Raw genomic sequence first — 22,876 nt, forward strand, 5'->3', positions numbered from 1 at the left:
ATTCGCATTCACGCAACCCGCTCTGAGCGATTGATTTCGCGTGTCCGAGAAGCTCAAAACCGGTTCCCGCTTTTGAGCGACACGCTTTAGCGCGGCAACCCGTCCTCGTCATCCGCCTGACCGGCGAGCCAGTCGCGGAAGGCCGAGAGGGCGGCATCCTGCACGCGGCGCTCTGGCCAGACGAGGTAATAGGCCCCGCGCATGGTGACCGGCCCGCCGCAGAGCGGCACGAGCCGCCCGGTGGCCAGCTCTTGTTCCACGAGGTAATCGGGCAGGAGCGCCACCCCCATCCCGTGCAGCGCCATCTGCATGATTGTTGCGAACTGGTCATGGATCGTGCCGCCGATGGGCACGCCAGTGATGCCGTGGGCCGCGAACCAGTCGGCCCAGGCGTCGGGGCGCGTCCCGATATGCAGGAGGGGCAGGCGCAGGAGATCGCGCGGGCCACGGACGGCGCGTTGGCGTGAGAGGAACTCTGGCGTGGCCACCGCCACCATCGCCTCGTGCCGGAGCCGCAGCGTGCCCGTTCCGGGCCAGTCTGGTTTACCAAAATGTAGCGCCGCATCAAATGGTTCCGAGGCGAAGTTGAACTTATCAAGTCGGGTGGAGAGGTTGATCGTGACCTCCGGGTGACGGTGCGCGAAATCCGGCAGGCGCGGCACCAGCCAGCGCATCCCGAAGGTGGGCAGGATCGCGAGGCTGAGCGTGCCGCCCGCGGCATTCACCGACAGCCGCATCGTCGCCTGCGCGATCTGTTCCAGCGCGCCGCGCACGCGGGCCGCGTAGTCGGCGGCCTCTGGCGTCAGGCGCACGCCGCGCCCCTCGCGCGTCAGGATCGGGTGGCCGATGAAATCTTCAAGCGTTTTCAATTGCCTGCTGACGGCGCTCTGCGTGAGCGACAACTCCGCAGCCGCCGCCGTGGCACTGCCAAGACGGTCGAGCGCCTCTAGCGCGCGCAAGGACGCGATGGAGGGCAGGCTGCGGCGGGGGAGGGGCATGACACTACTCTTTCTTGCGAAAAACTCATGGGTTCATGTGAAAATATCGGTATTCGCACGCGTTTGACCAGTCTATCCTTGCAGCAATACGCCCGAAATGTTGAGGATAGTGCCATGAATGCCCCCGCCACCCCGCTCCGTGCCAAGGACGCGCCCGACCTGGGCAGTTTCGACTGGGCCGATCCGCTGCGGCTCGACGATCAACTCTCGGATGAGGAGCGCATGATCGCCGCCAGCGCGCGCGAGTTCGCCCAAGGTGTGCTGCAACCGCGGGTCATCGACGCCTATCGTGAAGAGCGGGTGGAGCCGGAGATTTTCCGGGAAATGGGCGAGATGGGCCTGTTGGGCACCACCATCCCCGAGGAATATGGCGGGCTGGGCGCGAATTACGTGAGCTATGGCCTCGTCGCGCGCGAGATCGAGCGCGTCGATTCGGGGTATCGCTCGATGATGAGCGTGCAGAGCTCGCTGGTGATGTACCCGATCTACGCCTATGGCAGCGAGGAACAGCGCCGCAAATACCTGCCGGGGCTGGCGAGCGGCGAGCTGATCGGTTGTTTCGGGCTGACCGAGCCGGACGCGGGCAGCGATCCGGCGGCGATGAAGACCCGTGCCGAGAAGACCGATGGCGGCTATCGCCTGACCGGCACCAAGATGTGGATTTCCAACAGCCCGATCGCCGATGTGTTTGTCGTCTGGGCGAAATCCGACGCCCATGACGGGCGCATCCGCGGCTTTATGCTGGACAAGGGGATGACCGGCCTCAGCGCGCCCAAGGTGGGTGGCAAGCTGAGCTTGCGCGCCTCGGTGACCGGCGAGATCGTGATGGATGGGGTCGAGGTCGGCGAAGAGGCGCTGTTGCCCAACGTGCAAGGGCTCAAGGGGCCGTTTGGCTGTCTCAACCGGGCGCGCTATGGCATCGCGTGGGGGGTGATGGGCGCGGCCGAGTTCTGCTGGCATGCCGCGCGCCAATACGGGCTTGACCGGCGGCAATTCAACCGGCCGCTGGCGCAGACGCAGCTTTTCCAGCTCAAGCTCGCCAACATGCAGACCGAGATCGCGCTGGGAACCGAAGCGGCGCTGCGGGTCGGGCGGCTGATGGACGAGGCAAAGGCCGCACCAGAGATGATCAGCCTCATCAAGCGCAACAATTGCGGCAAGGCGCTGGAGATCGCGCGGCACGCCCGCGACATGCATGGCGGCAACGGCATTTCCGAGGAATTCCAGGTCATTCGCCACATGGTCAACCTCGAGACGGTCAACACCTACGAGGGCACGCATGATGTGCACGCTCTCATTCTCGGGCGGGCGCAGACCGGGCTCCAGGCGTTTTTCTGAACATGAATGACAGGGCGTAATCCTCTGGAAAGAAAAGACAAGACAGAGCCAGAGTCCCTCTGGAGCGCAAGCGCCGAAGAGCGCTTCGCCGCCCCCGATCTTCAGGGCGAGCGCAGCGCCGATCTCGCCATCATCGGCGGGGGCTATACCGGGCTGTCGGCGGCGCTGGCGGCGGCAGAGCAGGGGGCCGAGGTGGTGCTGCTGGAGGCCGAGCGCGTGGGCCACGGCGGCTCGGGGCGCAACGTGGGCCTCGTCAATGCCGGGCTGTGGCTGCCGCCCGATGCGGTGGCGGCGCGGCTGGGCGAGGGGCCCGGCGAGGCGCTCAACGCCACGCTGGCGGCGGCCCCGACCCGCGTCTTTGACCTGATCGCGCAGCACGCCATCGCCTGCGAGCCGCAGAGGGCGGGCACGCTCCACCTGGCGCATGCGCCGGGCGGCCTGAAGGATCTGCGCCGCCGCGCGGAACAGGCGCAGGCGCGGGGGGCGCCGGTCACGCTCCTCGACGGGGACGAGACCGCGCGGCGCACCGGATCGGAGCGGTTTCACGGCGCGCTGCACGATCCGCGCGCGGGCACGATTCAGCCGCTGTCCTATGCGCGTGGCCTGGCCCGCGCCGCCGCTGGCGCGGGCGCGCGCATCTTTGAGCGGAGCGCGGTGGTCGCCGCCGAGCATCACGGTGGGCAATGGACGCTGCGCACCGATGGCGGCAAGCTGCGGGCGCGCCGTTTACTGATGGCAACCAACGCCTATCACCGGCCCGCCGAGGGCACGCGCCTGCCGGACCTGCCGGTGGTGCAGTTCTTTCAGATCGCCACCGCGCCGCTGGGCGACAACATCGGCGGAGATATCCTGCCGGGCGGCGAGGGGTGCTGGGATACCGGCACGGTGATGACCTCGCTCAGGCGCGATGCGGCGGGGCGGGTGATCCTGGGCGGGATGGGCGCGGGCGGGCAGACCCACGAGGGCTGGGCCCGGCGCAAGCTGGCGCATCTGCTGCCCCGGCTGGCCGATGCGCCGCTCGAGCATGTCTGGTCCGGACGCATCGCGATGACCGGCGACCACCTGCCGCGCATCCTGCGGCTGGGGCCGGGGGCGCTGGCGGTGTTCGGCTATTCGGGGCGCGGCATCGCGCCGGGCACCGTGTTCGGAGAGGCCGCCGCCAAGGCGCTGCTGGCGGGTGACGAGGCGGGGCTGCCGGTGCCGTGCGTGGACAGCCATGCCGAGGCACTGGCGGCGCTACGCACGCTCGGCTTCGAGATGGCGGCGCGGGTGGTGCACCTGGTTTCCGCGCGGCTCTGACATTTTCGCACAAGTCGTGTGACATCCGGGACGTTTTCCGCACTGGTGCAGGGTCTATATCCGCCATCAGCAATCAGGAGCGGCGGAATGACCCAAATAGACAGGCCCGGGCGCAGTGCCCGGTTTACCCAAGGCAATCTCTTTCGCCACGTCACGGTGATGTCGCTCACGTCGAGCCTCGGCATCGCCGCGATCTTTGCCGTGGACCTGATGGACGTGATGTTCATCGCGATGCTGGGCCAGAGCGAACTGGCGGCGGCGGCGGGCTATGCCGGGGTGGTGATGTTCTTTGCCAGCGCGCTGAATATCGGCCTGTCTATCGCGGCGGGCGCGCTGGTGGCGCGGGGCTTGGGCGAGGACGACCCGCACCTCGCCGCCGAGCACGCGGCGAGCACCGCCGTCATCGCGCTGGGATTCGGTGCGTTGCTGCCGCTGCTGACACTGCCGCTGCTGGAGCCGATCCTCGGCTTCCTCGGTGCGGGCGGTCGCGAGGCGGAGCTGGCGGCGGGCTATCTGTGGATCATCCTGCCGAGCACGGCGCTGTCGGGGTTGGCAATGGTGGCGGTCGCGGCTCTGCGTGCACATGGCGACGCGCAGGGTGCGATGGTGCCGTCGCTGCTCGGCGCCGCGGTCAACGGCGTGGCGGACCCGATCCTCATCTTCGCGCTGGGGCTGGGGCTTGACGGGGCGGCGATAGCCACGGTGCTGGCGCGGCTCGCGACTGCCGTGCTGGCGCTTGCGCTGGCGCAAAGCCGCCACCGCGCGTTCTGCTGGCCACGCCCGGAATGCCTGCGCCGGGATTTGCGCGATGCGCTGGGGATCGCGTTCCCGGCGATGATGACGACGGTCGCGACGCCCGTGGGCACCGCCATCGTTACCCGCGAGATGGCGAAATACGGCTCGGACGCGGTGGCGGGGATGGCGGTCATCAACCGGATGATGCCGTTCGTTTCGTCGGTGATCTTCGGGCTGTCGGGGGCGCTGGGCCCGATATTCGCGCAGAATTTCGGGGCAGGGCGCATGGACCGGGTGCTGGGCACGTTCCGCGAGGGGCTGCGGTTCCTGGCGCTCTACATGCTGGTGGCCTGTGTCTTGCTGGTATCACTGCGCGCACCGGTGGCCGACCTTTTCGGGGCGACGGGGCAGATGCGCGAGCTGCTCTACCTGTTCATGGGACCGCTGGCACCGGCGATGACCCTCAACGGCATCCTGTTCGTGTCGAACGCGGCATTCAACAACCTCGGCCATCCGGGCTATTCCACGGCGCTCAACTGGGGGCGGCACACGGCCGGTACCTGGCCGTTTGCGTTGGGCTTCGGCGCGATCTTCGGAGCCGAAGGCGTGCTCATCGGGCAGGCGCTGGGCGGCGCGGTCTTTGCCGCCGGCGGCGCGTGGCTGGCACTACGGGTGATCGAGGCGCCGTGCCGCGACCCGCTCGGCGCGCATTACACATGTCCCGATCAGAGGATGCAGGTGATCGCGGGGCGCAGCTATCGCTGACGGGGGAGATGTCTGCGGGTGCCCGTGGTCACATCCATAACGCGCATAATCAGTATTATGTTAAATAACATCACACCGGAATGGCCGACACAACCCACCGACAGCTTAGCCAGTTACGATTTCAATTGGAAATCATGTATTTGAACGTCGAAGTTCAGATGCACGCGAGCCCTCGACAGATCGCGCGCCCCGGGGTTATCTAGATGCATTGAGGAGATTTCCGCATGGCTTCCATCCTGATCCTGAACGGCCCCAATCTCAACCTGCTGGGCACGCGGCAGCCCGAGGTCTATGGCCACGAGACGCTTGGCGATATCGAGGCGATGTGCCGCGCGCATGCCGAGGCGCTTGGGCTCGCGCTCGATTTCGCGCAGAGCAACCACGAGGGCGCCCTCATTGATGCCATCCACGCGGCGCGCGGACAGCATGACGGGATCATCCTCAACGCCGGAGCCTATACGCATACCTCTATCGCGCTGATGGACGCGATCAGTTCGGCGGAGGTGCCGACCATCGAGCTGCACCTGTCGAACGTCCATGCGCGCGAGTCGTTTCGCCACCGCTCTTACATCGCACGGGTGGCGCTCGGGGTGATTTGCGGGTTTGGCGCGCAGGGCTATGTTCTGGCCATCGACGCGCTGCGCGGACACCTGGAGCGTCGTGGATGATCGCGTCGGCAGTCCTGAACCGGCTGCTGGACGCAACCACGATGGAAGATCTGTGGGACATCCACACCCGGGCGATGGGCGAATACGGCTTTGACCGGCTGCTCTATGGCTGCACGCAATACCGCACCGCGCATTCGCTGGGCAGCCCCGACGACTTCATCGTGCTGACGAACCACGATTCCGATTATGCCGAGACGTTTGTCAACGAGGGGCTGTATTTCCACGCGCCGATGGTGCGCTGGTCGCTGGAGAATGACGGCGCGTGCTCGTGGTCGGTGCTCGATACACGCGCGGCGGCGGATGATTTCACCCCCGAAGAGCGCGCGGTGATCGCCTTCAACCGGCGGCACGGGGTGACGGCGGGCTACTCGATCAGCTTTCGCTCGCTACGTCCGAGAATGAAGGCGGCGATCGCGCTCACTGCGCGACCGGGGATGACGCAGGCCGAGGTGGATGCGTGCTGGCGACGTGATGGCGAGGCGATTCTCGCGCTCAACAACGTGGTGCATCGCTGCGTCATGTCCCTGCCCTACGAATCGCCGCGCCGCCCGCTCACCGACCGGCAGCGCGAGGTGCTGGGCTGGGTCGGCGACGGCAAGACGGTGCAGGATATCGCGGTGCTGATGGGGCTGACACCCGCCACGGTGGAAAAACACCTGCGGCTGGCGCGTCGCGCATTGTCGGTGGAAACGACGGCGCAGGCGATCCTCAAGGCGGCTTTTCAGAACCAGATATTCATCCTCGACCGGGGGTGACGCGGGATGCCCTTGGCGCATCAATCCCCACTGCCCGGTAAGGAATCCCTTACTTTCCTTGCGCAGCGTAAAGTTGCACAAGAGATGTGTTCCGTGAGTGATGGCCTTTTTTGGCTTGGAACATCGGAAGGCGGAGCTAGCCCCAAGCGTTTCTGGGGGACCGTTTTCTTCCGGCATTGCCGGATTTCGGCTGTCGGCACCCATTTCGGTGTCGGCAGTCGAATTCGGTTTGACCCTCGTTCATCCCCAATTGCGATCGGTCATAGCGGTGCGTCTTCGGGCGCACCGCCGCCTTTCTGATCGCGCGTCCCGAAACGAAAAGGCCCCCGGAAACCGGGGGCCTCTCGATGCGTCCTGATCGGGGCAGGATCAGCCCTGTGCGGCCTTGGCCACCTCGGCGGCAAAATCTTCCTGCTTCTTCTCGATCCCCTCGCCCACCTCGAGGCGGACGAAACCGGTGATCGCGGTGCCGGCCTCCTTGGCGGCGGCCTCGACCGTAAGATCAGGGTTCATCACGAAGGCCTGGCCCATGAGCGTGGCCTCGGCGATGAATTTCTTCATCCGGCCCACGATCATCTTTTCGATCACGGCCTCGGGCTTGCCCGATTCACGGGCGATGTCGATCTGGACCGCGCGCTCCTTTTCGACGATGGCCGGGTCGAGCGCGGCCTCGTCGAGGGCTGCGGGGTTGGACGCGGCGATGTGCATCGCTACCTGCCGGGCAAAGCCCTCGTCGCCGTCGAAGGCCACGAGAACGCCGATCTTGCCCATGCCGTCGCGCGCGGCGTTGTGGACGTAGGAGACCACGCCCTTGCCCTCGATGCGGGCCATGCGGCGCAGCGACATGTTTTCGCCGATGGTGGCGATCTTGTCGGTCAGCGTGTCGGCCACGGTCTTGCCGCCGATCTCGGCGGCGGCGAGCGCGTCCACGTCGGCCACGTCAAGCGCGGCCCCGGCGATGGCGCCCACCATGTCCTGGAACTCGGCGTTCTTGGCGACGAAATCGGTTTCGGCATTGACCTCGACCGCGACACCGCGACCACCGTCCACGCTCAGCGCCACGAGGCCCTCGGCGGCGGTACGACCGGATTTCTTGGCGGCCTTGGACAGGCCCTTGGTGCGCAGCCAGTCGGTTGCGGCCTCCATGTCGCCGCCCGTCTCGGTCAGCGCCTTCTTTGCGTCCATCATGCCTGCGCCCGTGCTGTCGCGCAGTTCCTTCACCATTGCAGCAGTGATCGCCATCTCTCGGCTCTCCTCAAAATATCAGCGGATGTTCCCGGGGCGCGAGGGATAGCCCTGCCCCGGTGACGGTTTCGTGACGGCTCAGGCGTCGGTGCTCTCGGTCGCCTCGGCGATGACCTCTTCGACCGGCGCCTCTTCGAGCGCACCCACGTCGACGCCCGCGGCCCCAAGCTGTGCCGACATCCCGTCGAGCGCGGCGCGGCTGACCAGATCGCAATAGAGCGCGATGGCGCGCGCGGCGTCGTCATTGCCGGGGATGATGTAGTCGATCCCGTCGGGCGCACAGTTGGTATCGACGACGGCCACGACCGGGATGCCGAGCTTGTTGGCCTCGGCCACGGCGAGCGCCTCTTTCTTGACGTCGATGACAAACAGAAGGTCGGGCACGCCGCCCATCTCGCGGATGCCGCCGAGGCTCGACTGAAGCTTGGTCTGGTCGCGCTCGATGCCGAGACGCTCCTTCTTGGTGAGGCCCTCGCCACCGGCCTCGAGAATCTCGTCGATCTCGCGCAGGCGCTGGATGGATTTCGAAACGGTCTGCCAGTTGGTCAGCGTGCCGCCGAGCCAGCGGTGGTTCATGTAGTACTGCGCGCATTTCTCGGCCGCGTCGGCGATCGGCTGGCTGGCCTGCCGCTTGGTGCCGACGAAAAGCACGCGGCCGTTCTTGGCCACGGTCTCGCGGATGACGTTGAGCGCCGCGTCGAGCATCGGCACGGTCTGCGTCAGGTCGATGATGTGGATGCCGTTGCGCGCGCCGTAGATGAACTCGCCCATGCGGGGGTTCCAGCGCTGCGTCTGGTGGCCAAAGTGAACGCCGGCTTCGAGAAGCTGACGCAGATTGAACTCGGGAAGAGCCATTATCGTATCCTTTTCCGGTTTGCGCCTCGGCACGGGGAGAGAAGCGGATGCTTCAACCGGTGGACCGTCGGGGATGTCTCCCCCTGGCGGCCCGCCCATGCCTGCGGGATTTCAGTGGCGCGCGTATAGCCCCGGTGACGGACGGGCGCAACCCCTCGCGGTCGCCCCCGGCGTGGGGCGGCGCTCCGGCCCCGTGATTTTGCCCCATTGTGGCCCACGGCCAACATGCCTAGATACTTGCGTGGCCGCCGCATGGATCCGAGATGAACACGCCTTTCGACGAATTGCCACCCGAGCCGAAGAAACCGAGGCGCCTTGTGGGGCTGCGGGCGAGTTTTCTGACCGGAATCGTGGTGATCGCACCGGTTGGGCTGACGCTGTGGCTCATCTGGACGGTGGCGGGATGGGTCGATGGCATGGTGCTGCCGCTTATCCCCGCAGGCTATCAGCCCGAGCAGTATATCGGCATCAACCTGCGCGGCATCGGCGTGATCATCTTCCTGATCTTTACCATCGTCGTGGGGTGGATCGCCAAGGGGCTGATCGGGCGCTCGATGATCGGCTTTGCCGAATCGCTGGTGAACCGGATGCCGGTGGTGCGCTCGATCTATTCGGGGGTGAAGCAGATCGCCGAGACGGTGTTCGCGCAATCCGATCGCAGCTTTGAGAAGGCGTGCCTGGTGCAGTATCCGCGCAAGGATATCTGGGCCATCGGTTTCATCTCGACCGAGGCGCGTGGCGAGGTGAACGCCAAGGCCGAAACCGGAAGCAACCTTCTGAGCGTGTTCGTGCCGACGACGCCCAACCCGACCTCGGGGTTCTTGCTGTTCTTTCCGCGCGAGGACGTGATCGAGCTGGATATGAGCATCGAGGACGCGGCCAAGCTGGTGATTTCGGCGGGGCTGGTCTATCCGCCCGAGCACAAGCCCGAGCCCGCGCGCAAGCCCCGCAAGCGCGCCTGACCACCCTGCCCCCTAGCGTTTCGGTCAGGCCAGTCGCGCCTGCCGGGCCTCGCGCAGCCGCGCGAAATCGTCGCCCGCGTGATAGCTCGACCGGGTGAGCGGCGTGGCCGACACCATCAGGAACCCCTTGCCATAGGCGGCCTTTTCATAGGCCGCGAATTCGTCGGGCGGCACGAAACGGGCGATCGCGTGGTGCTTGGGCGTGGGTTGCAGGTATTGGCCGATGGTCAGGAAATCGACATCCGCCGCGCGCATGTCGTCCATCACCTGGTGCACCGACTGGCGATCCTCGCCGAGGCCCACCATGATGCCCGACTTGGTGAACATCGACGGGTCGAGCTCCTTGACCCGTTGCAACAGCCGCAGGGAGTGAAAGTAGCGCGCGCCGGGGCGCACCGCCGGATATAGGCCGGGAACCGTCTCGAGGTTGTGGTTGAACACGTCCGGCTTCGCCGCGACCACGGTTTCCAGAACGCTCGCATCGCAATGCAGGAAATCGGGTGTCAGAATCTCGATCGTGGTGCCGGGCGCGCGGTGGCGGATGGCGCGAATGGTCTGGGCGAAATGCTCGGCCCCGCCATCGTCGAGATCGTCGCGGTCCACGGAGGTGACGACGACGTGGTTGAGCCCGAGCTTCTGCACGGCATCGGCGACGCGCCCCGGCTCGAACGCATCGAGCGATTGCGGCTTGCCGGTGGCCACGTTGCAGAAGGTGCAGCCACGGGTGCAGATTTCGCCCATGATCATCATGGTGGCGTGCCCCTGCCCCCAGCATTCGCCGGCATTGGGACAGCCCGCCTCTTCGCAGACGGTCACCAGCTTGTGCTCGCGCATGATTCGCTGGGTTTCGAAATAGCCCTTGGAACTCGGGGCCTTGACCCGGATCCAGTCGGGCTTGCGCGGCTGGGCACTGTCGGGGCGGCGCGCCTTCTCGGGGTGGCGCTGCCCGGGTATCTTGAGATCGCGCACGATATAATCCCCGCGAATGATTTGGTAACTTCGGGGGAGTATAGGTGACGGGGATGGCGAGTTCCAGTGGCGCATCGCCGCGTGCCGGTATGCGCCGGGGTCAACGGTGCCATCGCGTGGTAACGAGTGATCCGGTGTCTAGCGGCCCGTGCCCCAATCGGCGCGGGCCGTCGCCAGCAGGCTTTCGCCCGCCGCGCGCAATACCTGCGCGAGGTCGTCGAACCATTGTGCATTTCCCGCGCCCCGGCGCCGCACCAGCGCCACGCGGCGGGCGGGCTCTGGCGAATCGAAGCGGCGCAGCACCAGCCCCGGCGCGGCGCGCGCCTCGGTGGGCGCGGCAATCTCGGGCATCAGCGTCAGGCCGAACCCCGCCGCCACCAGCCGCGACAGCGTGCCCAGCGACGAGGCGCCGGTGTCGATCTGGGCGTGCCCCCTGCCCCGCCCGCAGACCTCGAGCGCCTGGTCGGTCAGGCAATGCCCGTCCTCCAACAGCAAGAGCGGGTTTCGGCCCAGCGCCGTCGGGTCGAGCGCCGTCTCTCCGAGCGCGGCCAGCCGCGCGGCGCTGCCCGCCAGCAGGAATCGGTCCTCGAACAGGCCGACGGATTCGAGATCGTTGCCGGGCAGCGGCAGGGCCATCAGCGCCGCGTCGATTCGCCCTGTGCGCAGGTCCGAGGCCAGGTCCTCGGTGCGGGCCTCGCGCACCCGGACGTCGAGCGCGATGTCGCGCGTGCGCAGCGACGCCAGCACGCCGGGGAGGATATAGGGCGCGATGGTCGGGATGACGCCCAGCGCCAGCTCGCCCGACAGCCCGTCATGCCAGCGCGCGGCCTCCGAGAGCGCCTGCATTTCCTCCAGCACGCGCCCGGCGTGGTGCAGGACGCGCCGTCCAAACGGGGTGAGCGACACGTCACGGGTGCGCCGCTCGGCGACCCGCGCGCCGAGTGCGGCCTCCAACTCGCGGATCTGCACCGAGAGCGCGGGCTGCGAGACGTTCATCTCGGCCGCCGCGCGCCCGAAATTGCGATGCTCGGCGAGGGCGCGGAAATAGCGAATCTGGCGCAGCGTTATACTCATGCGTGTATAATCGGGCGTTCCCGGCGCGGGCGCAAGGGCGATCAGCCGATGAGGCTCGCGTCCCTGCCCAGCCGCTCATAATGGCGCTTGAGCCGGTGCAGCGCGATGCGCAGCACGATCTTGGCCGACCGCGCCGACCAGCCCATCTTCTTCTCGGCGGCCTCCAGCCCCTCGAGATAGCAGCAGCAACGCAGCGCCACGTCGCCCAGCCCGGGGCCGAGCTCGCGCAGCGCGCCGATGAGGCGCGCGCGCGCCGCCTCGGCACCAAACCCTGGCGCGTCGGGAGGCGCGGGCGGCTCGCCCGCATGGCTGAGGAAGTGATCCCAGTTCTGGGCGATGCGCGGGGCCATCTGCGCGAGTTCGAAATCCTCGCGCAGGCGTTCTCCTGCGTTGACCAGATCGGGATCGAGAAACCGCTTGCCGTCCTTGTCGCGCCGTCGCGCCAACGCCGCGAGCGGCGTGTCGCCAGGGGCAAAGCGCACCTGCTTGGGGTTCGCGGGATCGCCGTCCGCATCCGCCCCGTCGAGCACCGCCGCCTCGCGCAGACCGGAGGCGGCGTTTTCGTCCTCGGCAAGCAGTTCCCCGAGCGTGGCGCGGCCCCTTGCGGTGACGTGGTAGCGCGAGATTCGGCCGGGATTGTCGCAGGCGATCCAGTCCTTGAGCGCCAGCGCCTCGGCCACCTCGCGATCGACCACGGCGGTGCGGGTGGGCTGGCCTGTGCCGGTGTCGCGCACCACCACGGCCTTGTCCATCTCCGAGGCCACGGCGAGCCGCGCGCCGGTTTCGCAAAGCCGGCGCAGCACGCGCCGTGCCTCGCGCCTGAGCCGCGCCTCGCTGAGGGTCGTAGTGTCGTCTTCGGTCGGGCTGTGGGGGGTAGCGGTCATGCGGGCCTCCAAGGTTGGGGAACCGGCTTTCCTTGCATGACCGACGATGCAGCCTAGCCGCCGCAACGCATCGTCCACCAGCAGGTCGTCGCGCCGCGTCTCGAACGCCCGGATCTGGCGCAGCACGGTCGAGGCATGCCGCCCCGACCGCCGCGCCAGCGCACGGATGGACGCGCCGCTCTCGATATGCGCAAGGTAGTGGACCGCGGCCTCGGGCACCCAGGAGGGCACCCTTGGCAAGGTGGGTTTTGTCATAAGCTGCTCTTGCATCGCGGTTCCCCGATTTACGGCCTGAGGACGGTCCCGGGCACCGGGACAATTTGTCCACAGGCTTATCCACATGGTCAGATCAACTTAAACGTGCAAAGATTACCGGTTCGTTAACTGTTTCCAGAAATTAAACTTTCGTTGACAAACCATGAACAATGCCTGTGCCCGCCGCACGCTGCATCCGGCCTGCGCGCAACACCCCGTCCAACCGTGCCACGGTGGCCCGGCAGGTTCGCAGAAAGGGAGTTTGGGCCATGCAGGAAATTAATCGAAAGCTCGGCGCGCTGCGCCGCCCGCCGCTCTTGGTGCGCGCCGCGCGGCTGGGCGTGCCGGGCTACGTGCGGGGCACGGCGCTGCCGCGGCTGATCGGGCCGGGGCCGCTGCCAACGGCGCGCGAGGCGCTCGCCCGGCTGATCGAGATCGAGCGCGCGCAGGATGCGGCGCGCCGGGGCGGCGCGGTGACGTACCGCGCCGCGCATCACGTGGCGGTGCTCATCGCGGTGATGGGCGAGGCGCGGCTGCTGGACCGCGAGGCTCAGGAGAACGCGTCGGGCATCGATTCCTTGCGCCTGGCCACGTAATCGGAGAGCGCCTCGTTGATGGCCGGGTCGAGCGCGGGCTGCTGGTAGTCGGTGAGCAGTTTCTTGACCCGCGCGTTGGCGAGCGCCATCGTGTCGCGACCGCCCTCGTCGATCCACGTCTCGTAAGGCTTGTAATCGAGCAGGTCAGAGCGCCAGAACGCCGTCTTGAAATTGGCCTGGGTATGCGCGCAACCGAGATAGTGACCGCCCGGCCCCACCTCGCGGATCGCGTCCATCGCTTGGCCGTTTTCGTCCATGTAGACGCCTTTGGCGAGATGGTGCAGCACGCCGAGCTGATCGGCGTCCATCACGAACTTCTCGAACGAGGCAACCAGCCCGCCCTCCAGCCAGCCGCAGGAATGCAGCATGAAATTGACACCCGACAGCAGCCCCATGTTGAGGCTGTTGGCGGTCTCGTAGGCGGCCTGCGCATCGGGCAGCTTGGAGCCGGTGAACGAGCCCGCCGAGCGGTATGGCAGCCGCAGCCGCCGCGCGAGCTGGCCCATGCCATAGGTGATGTGGGCGGCCTCGGGCGTCCCGAACGTGGGCGCGCCGCTGTTCATGTCGATGGAGGTGACAAAGGCCCCCGCGATCACCGGCGCGCCGGGGCGGATGAGCTGGGAATAGGCGATGCCGGCAAGCACCTCGGCCAGCACCTGCGTCAGCGTGCCCGCGACCGTGGTCGGCGCCATCGCGCCACCGACGATGAAGGGCGAGATGATGCAGGCCTGGTTGTTGGAGGCGTAAACCTCGAGCGAGCCCATCATCACGTCGTCAAACGTCATCGGCGAGTTGACGTTGATGAGGTTGGTCATCACCGTGTTGTCGCGCACGAAATCCTCGCCGAAGAGCAACCCGGCCATATCGACGCTGTCCTGCGCGCGGCTGGGCTCGGTGACCGAGCCCATGAACGGCTTGTCCGACAGGGTCATGTGCGCGTGAAGCATGTCCAGATGGCGCTTGTTCACGGGGACGTCGGTCGGCTCGCACACCGTGCCGCCGGAATGGTGCAGCCATTTCGACATGTAGCCCAGCCGCACGAAGTTGCGGAAATCCTCGAGCGTGGCATAGCGGCGGCCATGCTCCATGTCATGCACGAAGGGCGGGCCGTAGACCGGCGCGAGCACGAGGTTGCGCCCGCCGATCTCGACCGAGCGGGCAGGGTTGCGCGCGTGCTGGGTGAATTGCGAGGGCGCGGTGGCGATCAGTTGACGCGCCAGCCCGCGGGGCAGGCGCACCCGCTCGCCCTGAACGTCCGCACCCGCCTGTCGCCAGCGTTCGAGCGCGGCGGGGTTCTGCACGAAATTGACGCCGATCTCCTCGAGCACGGTCTCGGCGTTGTGCTCGATGATCTCGAGCGCCTCTTCGGAGAGAATCTCGAAATTGGGAATGTTGCGCTCGATATATCGCGCCGTCTCGACGCTCACGGCGGTGCGCTCCGCGCGGCGCGCGGCCCCGCCACCGCCCCGTGCCCGCCTGCTGCGCGCTGATGCTTCTGCCATGAGTGCCCCCTTTGTGTTCGTGCCTGTCCACGCCAACCGTCCAGCCCGCGTTCCAGCGGGTATTTGTGCGTTTTTAACTTGTTGCCTGACGTGTCCGGTGGCGTATAGCGGCGCGTTGGGGGGAAAAGCGACATCGTTGCCGGGCTGGGCCACCGCCGGCACGATGACATCCTCTTGCGCAGACATGGCGCGCGTTCTACTAGGCTGGCCATGAGCCAGCCAATGCACGACCGCCTTCTCATCATCGACTTCGGCAGCCAGGTGACGCAGCTTATCGCGCGCCGCCTGCGCGAATTGAACGTCTATAGCGAAATCCACCCCTACCAGAACGTGACCGAGGCGCTGCTCGCAGAGATCGCGCCGCGTGCGGTGATTTTTTCCGGCGGGCCCGATAGCGTCACGCGCACAGGCAGCCCGCGCCCGCCGCAGGCCGTCTATGACCTGGGCGTGCCGATCCTTGGCATCTGCTATGGCCAGCAGGTGATGATGCAAGACCTCGGCGGGCGGGTCGAGGCGGGCGAGCACGCCACCGCCGAGTTCGGGCGCGCCTGGATCACGCCCTCGGGGCTGCAAAGCGAGTTTCTCGACGGCTGGTTCGCGGACGGAACGCGCGAACAGGTCTGGATGAGCCACGGCGACCATGTCTCTGAAGTCGCGCCCGGTTTCGAGGTTCTGGGCACCTCTCCCGGCGCGCCGTTTGCCATCACCGCCGACCGCGAACGCCGCTATTACGCGGTGCAATTCCACCCCGAGGTGCACCACACGCCCAATGGCCGGCGACTCTACGAGAATTTCGTGCGGCTGGCGGGCTTTGCTGGCGACTGGACGATGGGCGCCTACCGCGAAGAGGCGATTGCGAAAATCCGCGAGCAGGTGGGCGACCGCAAGGTGATCTGCGGGCTGTCCGGCGGGGTCGACAGCTCTGTCGCGGCGGTGCTGTTGCACGAGGCGATCGGCGATCAGCTAACCTGCGTGTTCGTGGATCACGGGCTCTTGCGCCTCAACGAGGCCGAGGAAGTGGTCTCGATGTTTCGCGACCATTACAACATCCCGCTCATCCATGCCGACGAGTCAGAGCTTTTCCTGGGTGAACTTGACGGCGTAAGCGACCCGGAGACAAAGAGAAAGATCATCGGTCGGCTGTTCATCGACGTGTTCCAGAAATACGCGGGCGAGATCGACGGCGCGGAGTTTCTGGCCCAAGGCACGCTCTACCCCGACGTGATCGAGAGCGTCAGCTTCTCGGGCGGGCCATCGGTCACGATCAAGAGCCACCATAACGTCGGCGGCCTGCCCGAGAAGATGGGGCTGAAACTGGTCGAGCCGCTGCGCGAGTTGTTCAAGGACGAGGTGCGCGCGCTGGGCCGCGAACTTGGCCTGCCGGAGCATTTCATCGGTCGTCACCCCTTTCCCGGCCCCGGCCTCGCCATCCGCTGCCCGGGCGAGATCACCCGCGAGAAGCTGGAAATCCTGCGCAAGGCCGATGCCGTCTATATCGACCAGATTCGCAAGCATGGTCTCTATGACGAGATATGGCAGGCGTTCGTCGCCATCCTGCCGGTGCGCACCGTCGGCGTGATGGGCGACGGGCGGACCTATGATTTCGCCTGCGCCCTGCGCGCAGTGACGAGCGTGGACGGCATGACGGCGGATTACTACCCGTTCTCCCACGACTTCCTCGGCGAGACCGCGACGCGCATCATCAACGAGGTCAAGGGCATCAACCGCGTCACCTATGACGTGACCTCGAAGCCGCCGGGGACCATCGAATGGGAGTGACGGCTGACGCGCTGCCTGCGGCGAACGCGCTCTGGCGCGCGTGCCAGGGGCATTGAGGGGGCATGCGATGCGGCACGTAATCGCAAGATGGCGGCGGGGAATCGAGGTGGCGCGGCTGGCGCGCGGGCGCGTCGCGCAGCGTGCCGCGGACCCGGACGCCTTGCAGGGCTTCGCGGCCTCGATACGCGACGCCTGCGCGGCGGTGCCCCTGGTGCGGGTCGGCGGCGGGGGTGACGGGGGCTATTTGCTGCCCGATGATTTCGAGGGCATCCGCCACTGTTTCTCGCCCGGCGTCGACGTCACCGCCCGTTTCGAAGAAGAGATCGCGCGCAACCACGGCATCCGATCCTTCATGGCCGATGCGAGCGTCGAGCGCGCGCCGCTCGAAAATCCGCTCTTCGAGTTCGACCGCCGCTTTCTAGGGGCGCAGAGTGATGAGACCTTCATTACCCTGGGCGACTGGGTGCGCGACAAGCTGGGCGAAGAGGCGGATGACGACCTGCTGTTGCAGATGGATATCGAGGGCGCAGAATTCGACGTTCTGATCGAGAGCGATGCCGCCCTGCTGCGCCGGTTCCGCATGATGGTGATCGAGTTTCACGGGATGGAACGGATTTTCGAACGTCACGGCCTGCCGCTCTTGCGCGCCATGTTTGCCAAGCTGCACCGGGATTTCGCCATCGTGCACATGCACGCCAACAATTGCTGCGGTATTGCCACGTGCCGCGGCATGGGTATCCCGCGGGTTTTCGAGATCACCTACCTGCGGCGCGACCGGCTGCCCGCCGGGGCCGCGACCGGCGCGCTGCACCTGCCCCACGCGCTCGACCGGCCCAACGTGGCCGACACGCCCGATATCGCCATGCCCGAGATATGGTGGCGCGCGTGATCCGCCTGACCGGCACCATGTCCTGCGCGCCCGACGAGGCCGCGGCCGTCCGCGACGCGCTGCCCGACCATGTCCGGCTCACGCGACAAGAGCCGGGCTGTCTGTCCTTTGACATCACCGAGACCGCGCCGGGCGTGTTCTCGGTCTCCGAGCGGTTTGCCGACCGCGACGCGTTCGACGCCCATCAGGCCCGCACCCGCGAGAGCGGCTGGTGGCAGGTCACGGGCCACATGGCGCGCGATTTCGCACTGGACGGGGAATGACCTTCGTCCCTGCCCCGCCGCATGCCGATTCCGCTGCCGTGCTGCGGGCGGGGCTGTGGATGCTGGGGGCGGTGGTGTCGTTCTCGTCGATGGCGGTCGCCGGTCGCGCTGTCAGCTTCGAGCTCGATACCTTCGAGATCATGATGTATCGCAGCGTCGTGGGTTTTGTCTTCGTGCTCGGCGTGGCGCGGATCACCGGCCATGCGCGCAGCATCACCCTGCGCTCGCCGGGGCTGCACCTCGTGCGCAACGTCAGCCATTTCACCGGGCAGAACCTGTGGTTCTATGCCATCACGATGATCCCGCTGGCGCAGGTTTTCGCGCTGGAATTCACCGCGCCCCTGTGGGTGTTGGTGCTGTCGCCGCTGCTGCTGGGCGAGCGGATGACGCGGGTGCGCGCGCTGGCCGCGATCATCGGCTTCTCCGGTATCCTGATCGTCGCACGCCCGACCGCCGAGACGGTCAACGCGGGCACGCTCGCCGCCGCTGCCGCCGCGATCGGTTTTGCCGGCTCGATCCTCGCCACCAAGCGGCTGACACGGACCGAGAGCCTGACCTGTATCCTGTTCTGGATGACCGGCACGCAGATCGTGTTCGGCCTCGTTTGCGCAGGCGTTGACGGCGATATCGCGCTGCCCTCGCCTGCCTCCCTGCCCTGGCTGGTCGTGATCGGCTGCGCGGGGTTGATGGCGCATGTGTGTCTGACAACCGCGCTCTCCATCGCACCGGCCACCGTGGTCACGCCGGTGGATTTCCTGCGCCTGCCGCTGATCGCGGTGATCGGCCTCATGGTCTATGGCGAGGCGATAGACGCATGGGTGCTGATCGGCGCCGGTGTGATTTTTGGCGCGAATTACCTAAACCTGTGGGTCGAAACACGAAAACGTTACCGAACGTGAACGGATTCACGCAAAAACTGTGTCATGCGAGCCACCGCCCAACTCATGTGCATTTGTGACGCGGCGTCAAAGATTGACCGGGGGGGGTGTAACGGTAGTGTGACCGCCAATCATCCAGGAGGAGAGGGACACCATGAAGAAATTCACATTGGCCGCCGCAGCAGCCTGCCTTGCAGCCGGGAGCGCACATGCCGCCAGCATTCAGCGCCATGGGGACCGGTCGCAAATCCTCTTCGAAGAGGGTGAGCGCTACTTCGAGTTTTCCGTGACGAACGTGTCGCCCAGTATCAGCGGCACCGGCACCGGACCGTTTGCAGGGGCTCAGTCTGGTGATATCACACCGAGCTACCAGACGTACCATTTCGGCTACAAACAGGACATCAACGAAAAGCTCACCTTTGCGATCGTAAGCACAAACCCGGTCGGCGCTGACGTATCCTATCCGGCCAAGCCCTATCCGTTCGCGACGTCAACGGCGGAAATCAATTCACTCGCCCTGACCGGGTATCTCAAGTACCAGATGAACGACAAGGTCAGCGTCTACGGCGGCCTGCGCCTGCAGTCGCTCGACGGCAACGTGGACCTCGGGGTGGCTCCTCCGGCAGTCTACTCGCTGGACGTGGACAAGGACTACCGGCTTGGTTATGTGCTTGGCGGTGCCTACGAGGTGCCAGAGATCGCGCTGCGCCTGGCCGTTACCTACGAATCCAAAATCGAGCACGAGTTCAGGGACAATAACGGGGACTCCTTTGACGTGGAGATCCCGCAGGCGGTCACGCTGCATGCGCGCTCCGGTGTCGCCAAGAACACAATGGTCTTCGGCTCTGCACGCTGGCAGGAATGGTCCAAGTTCCAGGTTGGCGCGCCGGATTTTTTGACGAACCCGCTGAACCCGCAAAATCTGCCCATCGCCTCCGGCACTGGGGACTACTGGACCTATGAGCTCGGTGTCGGACACAGGTTTTCCAAGAGCTGGTCCGGGGCACTCATCTTGGGCTATGAGCCCGACAACGGAAAGCTGACGGGCAACCTCGAAGGCCGTGACGGTTTTACCAGCTACGGCGCTGCGATAACCTATACTGCCGAGGCATTCGACGTGACCATGGGCGTGCGGTACTATGATATTGGCTCGGCCACCACGACGACCATCGGCTCGAACTTCTCGAACAACGATGCGCTCGCCACGGGCATCAAGGTCGGTTTTCGCTTCTGAGCCTCCGTGATCCGATGCACCTCGCCCCCGCCCCCTCACCGGGGCGGGGTTTTTCGTGCGCGGGCCTTGCCATTTCGCCGGTGACGCCGCAGTTAATGGCACCGACACGCCAACGGAGCCCCGAGCATGATCTACGATACCGCCCAAGCCTGGATGCGTGCACCCCGCAAGCGGGTGCTGTTTTACGGCATGTCGGGGCTGGGCAAGACCCATGTCTCGCAGATGTTGCGCGACGCGGGTGGCTGGTTTCACTACTCGATAGATTACCGCATCGGCACGCGCTACATGGGCGAGCTGATCGTCGATAACGCCAAGACGCACGCCATGCAGGTGCCGTTCCTGCGCGATCTGCTGTTGTCGGACTCGATCTATATCGGCTCCAACATCACGTTTCACAACCTCGCCCCCGTCTCGACCTACCTTGGCAAACCGGGCGATCCGGCCAAGGGCGGCATGCCCATCGACGAATACCGCCGTCGGCAGGAACAATTCCGGCAGGCGGAGATCAACGCGCTGATGGATACCGGCTATTTCATCGAGCGCGCCGAGCGGCTCTATGGCTATCCGAATTTCATCTGCGATACCGGCGGGTCGATCTGCGAATGGGTGGACGGCGACGACCCGGGCGATCCGCTGCTGAGCGAACTCGCTCGGCACTGTCTGCTGGTCTATATCGAGGGGTCCGAGGCGCATACCGCCGAACTCGTTCGCCGCTTCGATCGCGCGCCCAAGCCGATGGCCTACCAGCCCGAATTTCTCGCCCGAATGTGGGAGGAATACCTGAGAGAAAACAACTGTAAAGCGGACGAAGTTGATCCCGATGCCTTCATCCGCTGGACCTACGCGCGCGCGCTCGCGCACCGCCAGCCGCGTTACGAGCGAATGGCCAAATGGGGTGTGCGCGTGAGTGCCGACGAGGTGGCGCAAGCGACCGACGCCGCCCGTTTCGACGCGCTCATCGCCACCGCCATCGAGCGCCGCGCCGACTGATCCCCGAGGACCACCGACCATGCCGATCAAGATCCCCACCAACCTGCCCGCCCATTCCGTGCTCAAGCGCGAGGGCGTGATGGTGATGGACCCCGGCCACGCCGACCGACAGGATATCCGCCCGCTGCGCATCGGGCTGCTCAACCTGATGCCCAAGAAGATCCAGACCGAGACGCAATTCGCCCGCCTCATCGGGGCCACGCCGTTGCAGATCGAGTTCGACCTCATCCGCATGACCGAGCACCATTCCAAGACCACCGCCGCCGATCACATGGAGAGCTTTTACCGCCCGTTCGCCGAGGTCGCGGCCTCGGGCGACAAGTATGACGGGCTCATCATCACCGGCGCGCCGATCGAGCATCTGGAGTTCGACGCGGTCACCTACTGGGACGAGCTGCGCCGCGTGTTCGACTGGACGCAATCCCATGTGCATTCCACCTTTGGCGTGTGCTGGGGCGGCATGGCGATGATCAACTATTTCCACGGGGTCAAGAAACACATGCTGCCGGCCAAGGCGTTCGGCTGTTTCCGGCACCGCAACATGGTCCCCGCCTCGCCCTATCTGCGTGGCTTTTCCGACGATTGCGTGATCCCCGTCAGCCGCTGGACCGAAATGCGGCGTGACGAGATCGAGGCCGTGCCGGGGCTCAGCATCCTGCTCGACAGCGACGAGGTCGGCCCCTGCATGGTCGAGGACACGGGCCACCGCGCGCTCTATATCTTCAACCACTTCGAATATGACAGCGACACGCTCAAGCAGGAATACGACCGCGACGTCGAGAGCGGCACACTGATCAACGTGCCGTGCAACTACTATCCCGACGATGACCCGACCCGCGCGCCCTCGAATCGCTGGCGCAGCCACGCGCACCTGCTCTACGGCAACTGGATATCCGAAATCTACGAAACCACCCCCTACGACATCACCAGGATCGGTGTGGAGTCGACCGATCTGCGGGCCTGAGGGATGAAGCTCGCCCTCCTGCTTCTGATCGGCCTTGCGGCACTGGCCGCGCTGACCCTGTGGAAGGCGCGCGTCCACGAGACCCGCGCCGAGGCGGCCTGGCCACCGCGCGGGCAGTTCGTCACCGTGGACGGCCACCGCGTGCACGCGGTGGTGATGGGGCCCGAGGCCGGAGAGGCACCCGATCTGGTGCTCCTCCATGGTGCGTCGGGCAACACCCGGGACATGACGTTTCACCTCGCGTCGGTGCTTGCGGGGCCCTACCGCGTGATCGTGTTCGACCGGCCCGGCCTCGGCTATAGCGACCAGATCGGGCGCGGCGGGGCCACGATCACGGAACAGGCGGCGCTGTTGCAGCGGGCGGCGGCCGAATTGGCGGCGAAGCACCCCATCGTGCTGGGCCACAGCTATGGCGGTGCGGTGGCGCTTGCCTGGGCGGTGACGCGGCCCGGCACGCTGTCGGCGCTGGTGTCGGTGGCCGGGGCCGCCAAGCCGTGGGACAGCCCCCTGCCCCCGCTCTACCGGGTGCTGTCGCATCCCGTGCTGGGGCCGGTTGCCGCGCCGATCATCACCGCCTTCGTACCCGACAGCTACGTGGAAAACGCGGTATCGGAGATTTTCGCGCCGCAGGCGCCGCCCGAGGGCTATCTCGGCCATGTCGGCGCGGCGCTGACCCTGCGGCGCGAAACCTTGCGCGAGAACGCACTGCAACGCGCCAGCCTGCTGGCCGGGATCGAGGCGCTGCACGCGCGTTATGATGAAATCGGGATGCCGTTGGAGATTGTCCACGGCACCGCCGACACCACGGTGGGCCTGTCGATCCATGCCCGCCCGTTGACCGACCAGGTGCCGGGCGCGCACCTGAGCGTGCTCGATGGGATCGGCCACATGCCCCACCATGCCGCCCCCGACGCCGTGATCGCCGCCATCCACCGCGCCGCCACCCGCGCCGGATTGCGCGCGCGCGAGTGAGCGGCCA

The 22,876-nt window shown here is 66.4% G+C and carries 22 protein-coding genes; 15 read left to right on the plus strand and 7 right to left on the minus strand.

Annotated elements, in window-relative coordinates:
• Positions 1-86: 86 nt before the first annotated feature.
• Positions 87-998, minus strand: coding sequence for a LysR substrate-binding domain-containing protein (locus CRJ03_RS19170; protein WP_104020467.1), 912 nt, complete (start codon positions 996-998; stop codon positions 87-89).
• Between the two features lie 114 nt (positions 999-1,112).
• Between CRJ03_RS19170 and CRJ03_RS19175 the strand changes: the two genes are divergently transcribed.
• The 5 genes from CRJ03_RS19175 (at position 1,113) to CRJ03_RS19195 (ending at position 6,558) form a co-directional block, all read left to right on the plus strand.
• A complete protein-coding gene (locus CRJ03_RS19175) occupies positions 1,113-2,336 on the plus strand; it encodes an acyl-CoA dehydrogenase (RefSeq protein ID WP_104020468.1) in 1,224 nt (407 codons plus the stop codon).
• A 6-nt stretch (positions 2,337-2,342) separates the two neighbouring features.
• A complete protein-coding gene (locus CRJ03_RS19180; RefSeq protein ID WP_104020469.1) occupies positions 2,343-3,635 on the plus strand; it encodes an NAD(P)/FAD-dependent oxidoreductase in 1,293 nt (430 codons plus the stop codon).
• Between the two features lie 87 nt (positions 3,636-3,722).
• Positions 3,723-5,135: an MATE family efflux transporter gene (locus CRJ03_RS19185; RefSeq protein ID WP_104020470.1), complete on the plus strand. Its 1,413-nt coding sequence runs from the start codon at positions 3,723-3,725 to the stop codon at positions 5,133-5,135.
• A gap of 224 nt (positions 5,136-5,359) precedes the next feature.
• Complete coding sequence (gene aroQ, locus CRJ03_RS19190) at positions 5,360-5,803, plus strand: type II 3-dehydroquinate dehydratase (RefSeq protein ID WP_104020471.1); 444 nt, start codon at positions 5,360-5,362, stop codon at positions 5,801-5,803.
• Positions 5,800-6,558, plus strand: a complete 759-nt coding sequence (locus CRJ03_RS19195; protein ID WP_104020472.1) for a LuxR family transcriptional regulator — start codon at positions 5,800-5,802, stop codon at positions 6,556-6,558. The genes aroQ and CRJ03_RS19195 overlap by 4 nt, the downstream gene beginning before the upstream one ends.
• Positions 6,559-6,927: 369 nt before the next feature.
• Here CRJ03_RS19195 and tsf read toward each other — a convergent pair whose 3' ends face one another.
• Together tsf and rpsB are read right to left on the minus strand one after the other, a co-directional pair.
• Positions 6,928-7,800, minus strand: a complete 873-nt coding sequence (gene tsf, locus CRJ03_RS19200; protein WP_104020473.1) for a translation elongation factor Ts — start codon at positions 7,798-7,800, stop codon at positions 6,928-6,930.
• 81 nt (positions 7,801-7,881) lie between these two features.
• Positions 7,882-8,658 carry a 30S ribosomal protein S2 gene (rpsB, locus tag CRJ03_RS19205; protein WP_104020474.1) on the minus strand — a complete coding sequence of 259 codons (777 nt, stop codon included), beginning with the start codon at positions 8,656-8,658 and terminating at the stop codon, positions 7,882-7,884.
• Positions 8,659-8,921: 263 nt separating this feature from the next.
• Here rpsB and CRJ03_RS19210 point away from each other — a divergent pair, with 263 nt between their 5' ends.
• Positions 8,922-9,620, plus strand: a complete 699-nt coding sequence (locus tag CRJ03_RS19210) for a DUF502 domain-containing protein (RefSeq protein WP_104020475.1) — start codon at positions 8,922-8,924, stop codon at positions 9,618-9,620.
• A 24-nt stretch (positions 9,621-9,644) separates the two neighbouring features.
• Here the strand turns inward: CRJ03_RS19210 and lipA are convergent, their stop codons facing one another.
• From lipA to CRJ03_RS19225, 3 genes are all read right to left on the minus strand, one after another.
• Positions 9,645-10,589: a lipoyl synthase gene (gene lipA, locus CRJ03_RS19215; RefSeq protein WP_104020476.1), complete on the minus strand. Its 945-nt coding sequence runs from the start codon at positions 10,587-10,589 to the stop codon at positions 9,645-9,647.
• Positions 10,590-10,727: 138 nt separating this feature from the next.
• Positions 10,728-11,663, minus strand: a complete 936-nt coding sequence (locus CRJ03_RS19220; RefSeq protein WP_104020477.1) for a hydrogen peroxide-inducible genes activator — start codon at positions 11,661-11,663, stop codon at positions 10,728-10,730.
• Between the two features lie 41 nt (positions 11,664-11,704).
• Positions 11,705-12,802 (minus strand): DUF6456 domain-containing protein, encoded by a 1,098-nt coding sequence (locus CRJ03_RS19225; protein WP_104020478.1) that lies wholly within the window; start codon positions 12,800-12,802, stop codon positions 11,705-11,707.
• 269 nt (positions 12,803-13,071) lie between these two features.
• Between CRJ03_RS19225 and CRJ03_RS19230 the strand changes: the two genes are divergently transcribed.
• Positions 13,072-13,398 carry a DUF6477 family protein gene (locus CRJ03_RS19230; RefSeq protein ID WP_104020479.1) on the plus strand — a complete coding sequence of 109 codons (327 nt, stop codon included), beginning with the start codon at positions 13,072-13,074 and terminating at the stop codon, positions 13,396-13,398.
• Here the strand turns inward: CRJ03_RS19230 and CRJ03_RS19235 are convergent.
• Positions 13,353-14,900: a trimethylamine methyltransferase family protein gene (locus tag CRJ03_RS19235; RefSeq protein WP_104020480.1), complete on the minus strand. Its 1,548-nt coding sequence runs from the start codon at positions 14,898-14,900 to the stop codon at positions 13,353-13,355. The two genes, CRJ03_RS19230 and CRJ03_RS19235, sit on opposite strands and share 46 nt — an antisense overlap.
• A gap of 210 nt (positions 14,901-15,110) precedes the next feature.
• Between CRJ03_RS19235 and guaA the strand changes: the two genes are divergently transcribed.
• The 8 genes from guaA to CRJ03_RS19275 all read left to right on the plus strand — a co-directional run bounded on the left by guaA (position 15,111) and on the right by CRJ03_RS19275 (position 22,869).
• On the plus strand, positions 15,111-16,679 hold the full coding sequence (gene guaA / locus CRJ03_RS19240) for a glutamine-hydrolyzing GMP synthase (protein ID WP_104020481.1): 1,569 nt from the start codon (positions 15,111-15,113) through the stop codon (positions 16,677-16,679).
• Between the two features lie 67 nt (positions 16,680-16,746).
• Complete coding sequence (locus CRJ03_RS19245) at positions 16,747-17,568, plus strand: FkbM family methyltransferase (RefSeq protein WP_104020482.1); 822 nt, start codon at positions 16,747-16,749, stop codon at positions 17,566-17,568.
• Positions 17,565-17,831 carry a putative quinol monooxygenase gene (locus CRJ03_RS19250; protein WP_240611724.1) on the plus strand — a complete coding sequence of 89 codons (267 nt, stop codon included), beginning with the start codon at positions 17,565-17,567 and terminating at the stop codon, positions 17,829-17,831. Before CRJ03_RS19245 ends, CRJ03_RS19250 begins: the two co-directional genes overlap by 4 nt.
• Positions 17,828-18,730: a DMT family transporter gene (locus CRJ03_RS19255; RefSeq protein WP_240611725.1), complete on the plus strand. Its 903-nt coding sequence runs from the start codon at positions 17,828-17,830 to the stop codon at positions 18,728-18,730. The genes CRJ03_RS19250 and CRJ03_RS19255 overlap by 4 nt, the downstream gene beginning before the upstream one ends.
• 133 nt (positions 18,731-18,863) lie before the next feature.
• Positions 18,864-19,943: an OmpP1/FadL family transporter gene (locus CRJ03_RS19260; RefSeq protein ID WP_104020484.1), complete on the plus strand. Its 1,080-nt coding sequence runs from the start codon at positions 18,864-18,866 to the stop codon at positions 19,941-19,943.
• Between the two features lie 126 nt (positions 19,944-20,069).
• Complete coding sequence (locus tag CRJ03_RS19265) at positions 20,070-20,933, plus strand: ATPase (protein WP_104020485.1); 864 nt, start codon at positions 20,070-20,072, stop codon at positions 20,931-20,933.
• Between the two features lie 19 nt (positions 20,934-20,952).
• Entirely contained in the window at positions 20,953-21,897 is a 945-nt protein-coding gene (locus CRJ03_RS19270; protein ID WP_104020486.1) for a homoserine O-succinyltransferase, read from the plus strand.
• 3 nt (positions 21,898-21,900) lie between these two features.
• Positions 21,901-22,869: an alpha/beta fold hydrolase gene (locus CRJ03_RS19275; RefSeq protein WP_104020487.1), complete on the plus strand. Its 969-nt coding sequence runs from the start codon at positions 21,901-21,903 to the stop codon at positions 22,867-22,869.
• Positions 22,870-22,876 lie beyond the last annotated feature (7 nt).

The organism is Roseovarius nitratireducens, assembly GCF_002925845.1.
GTDB classification, from domain to species: Bacteria; Pseudomonadota; Alphaproteobacteria; order Rhodobacterales; family Rhodobacteraceae; genus Roseovarius; species Roseovarius nitratireducens.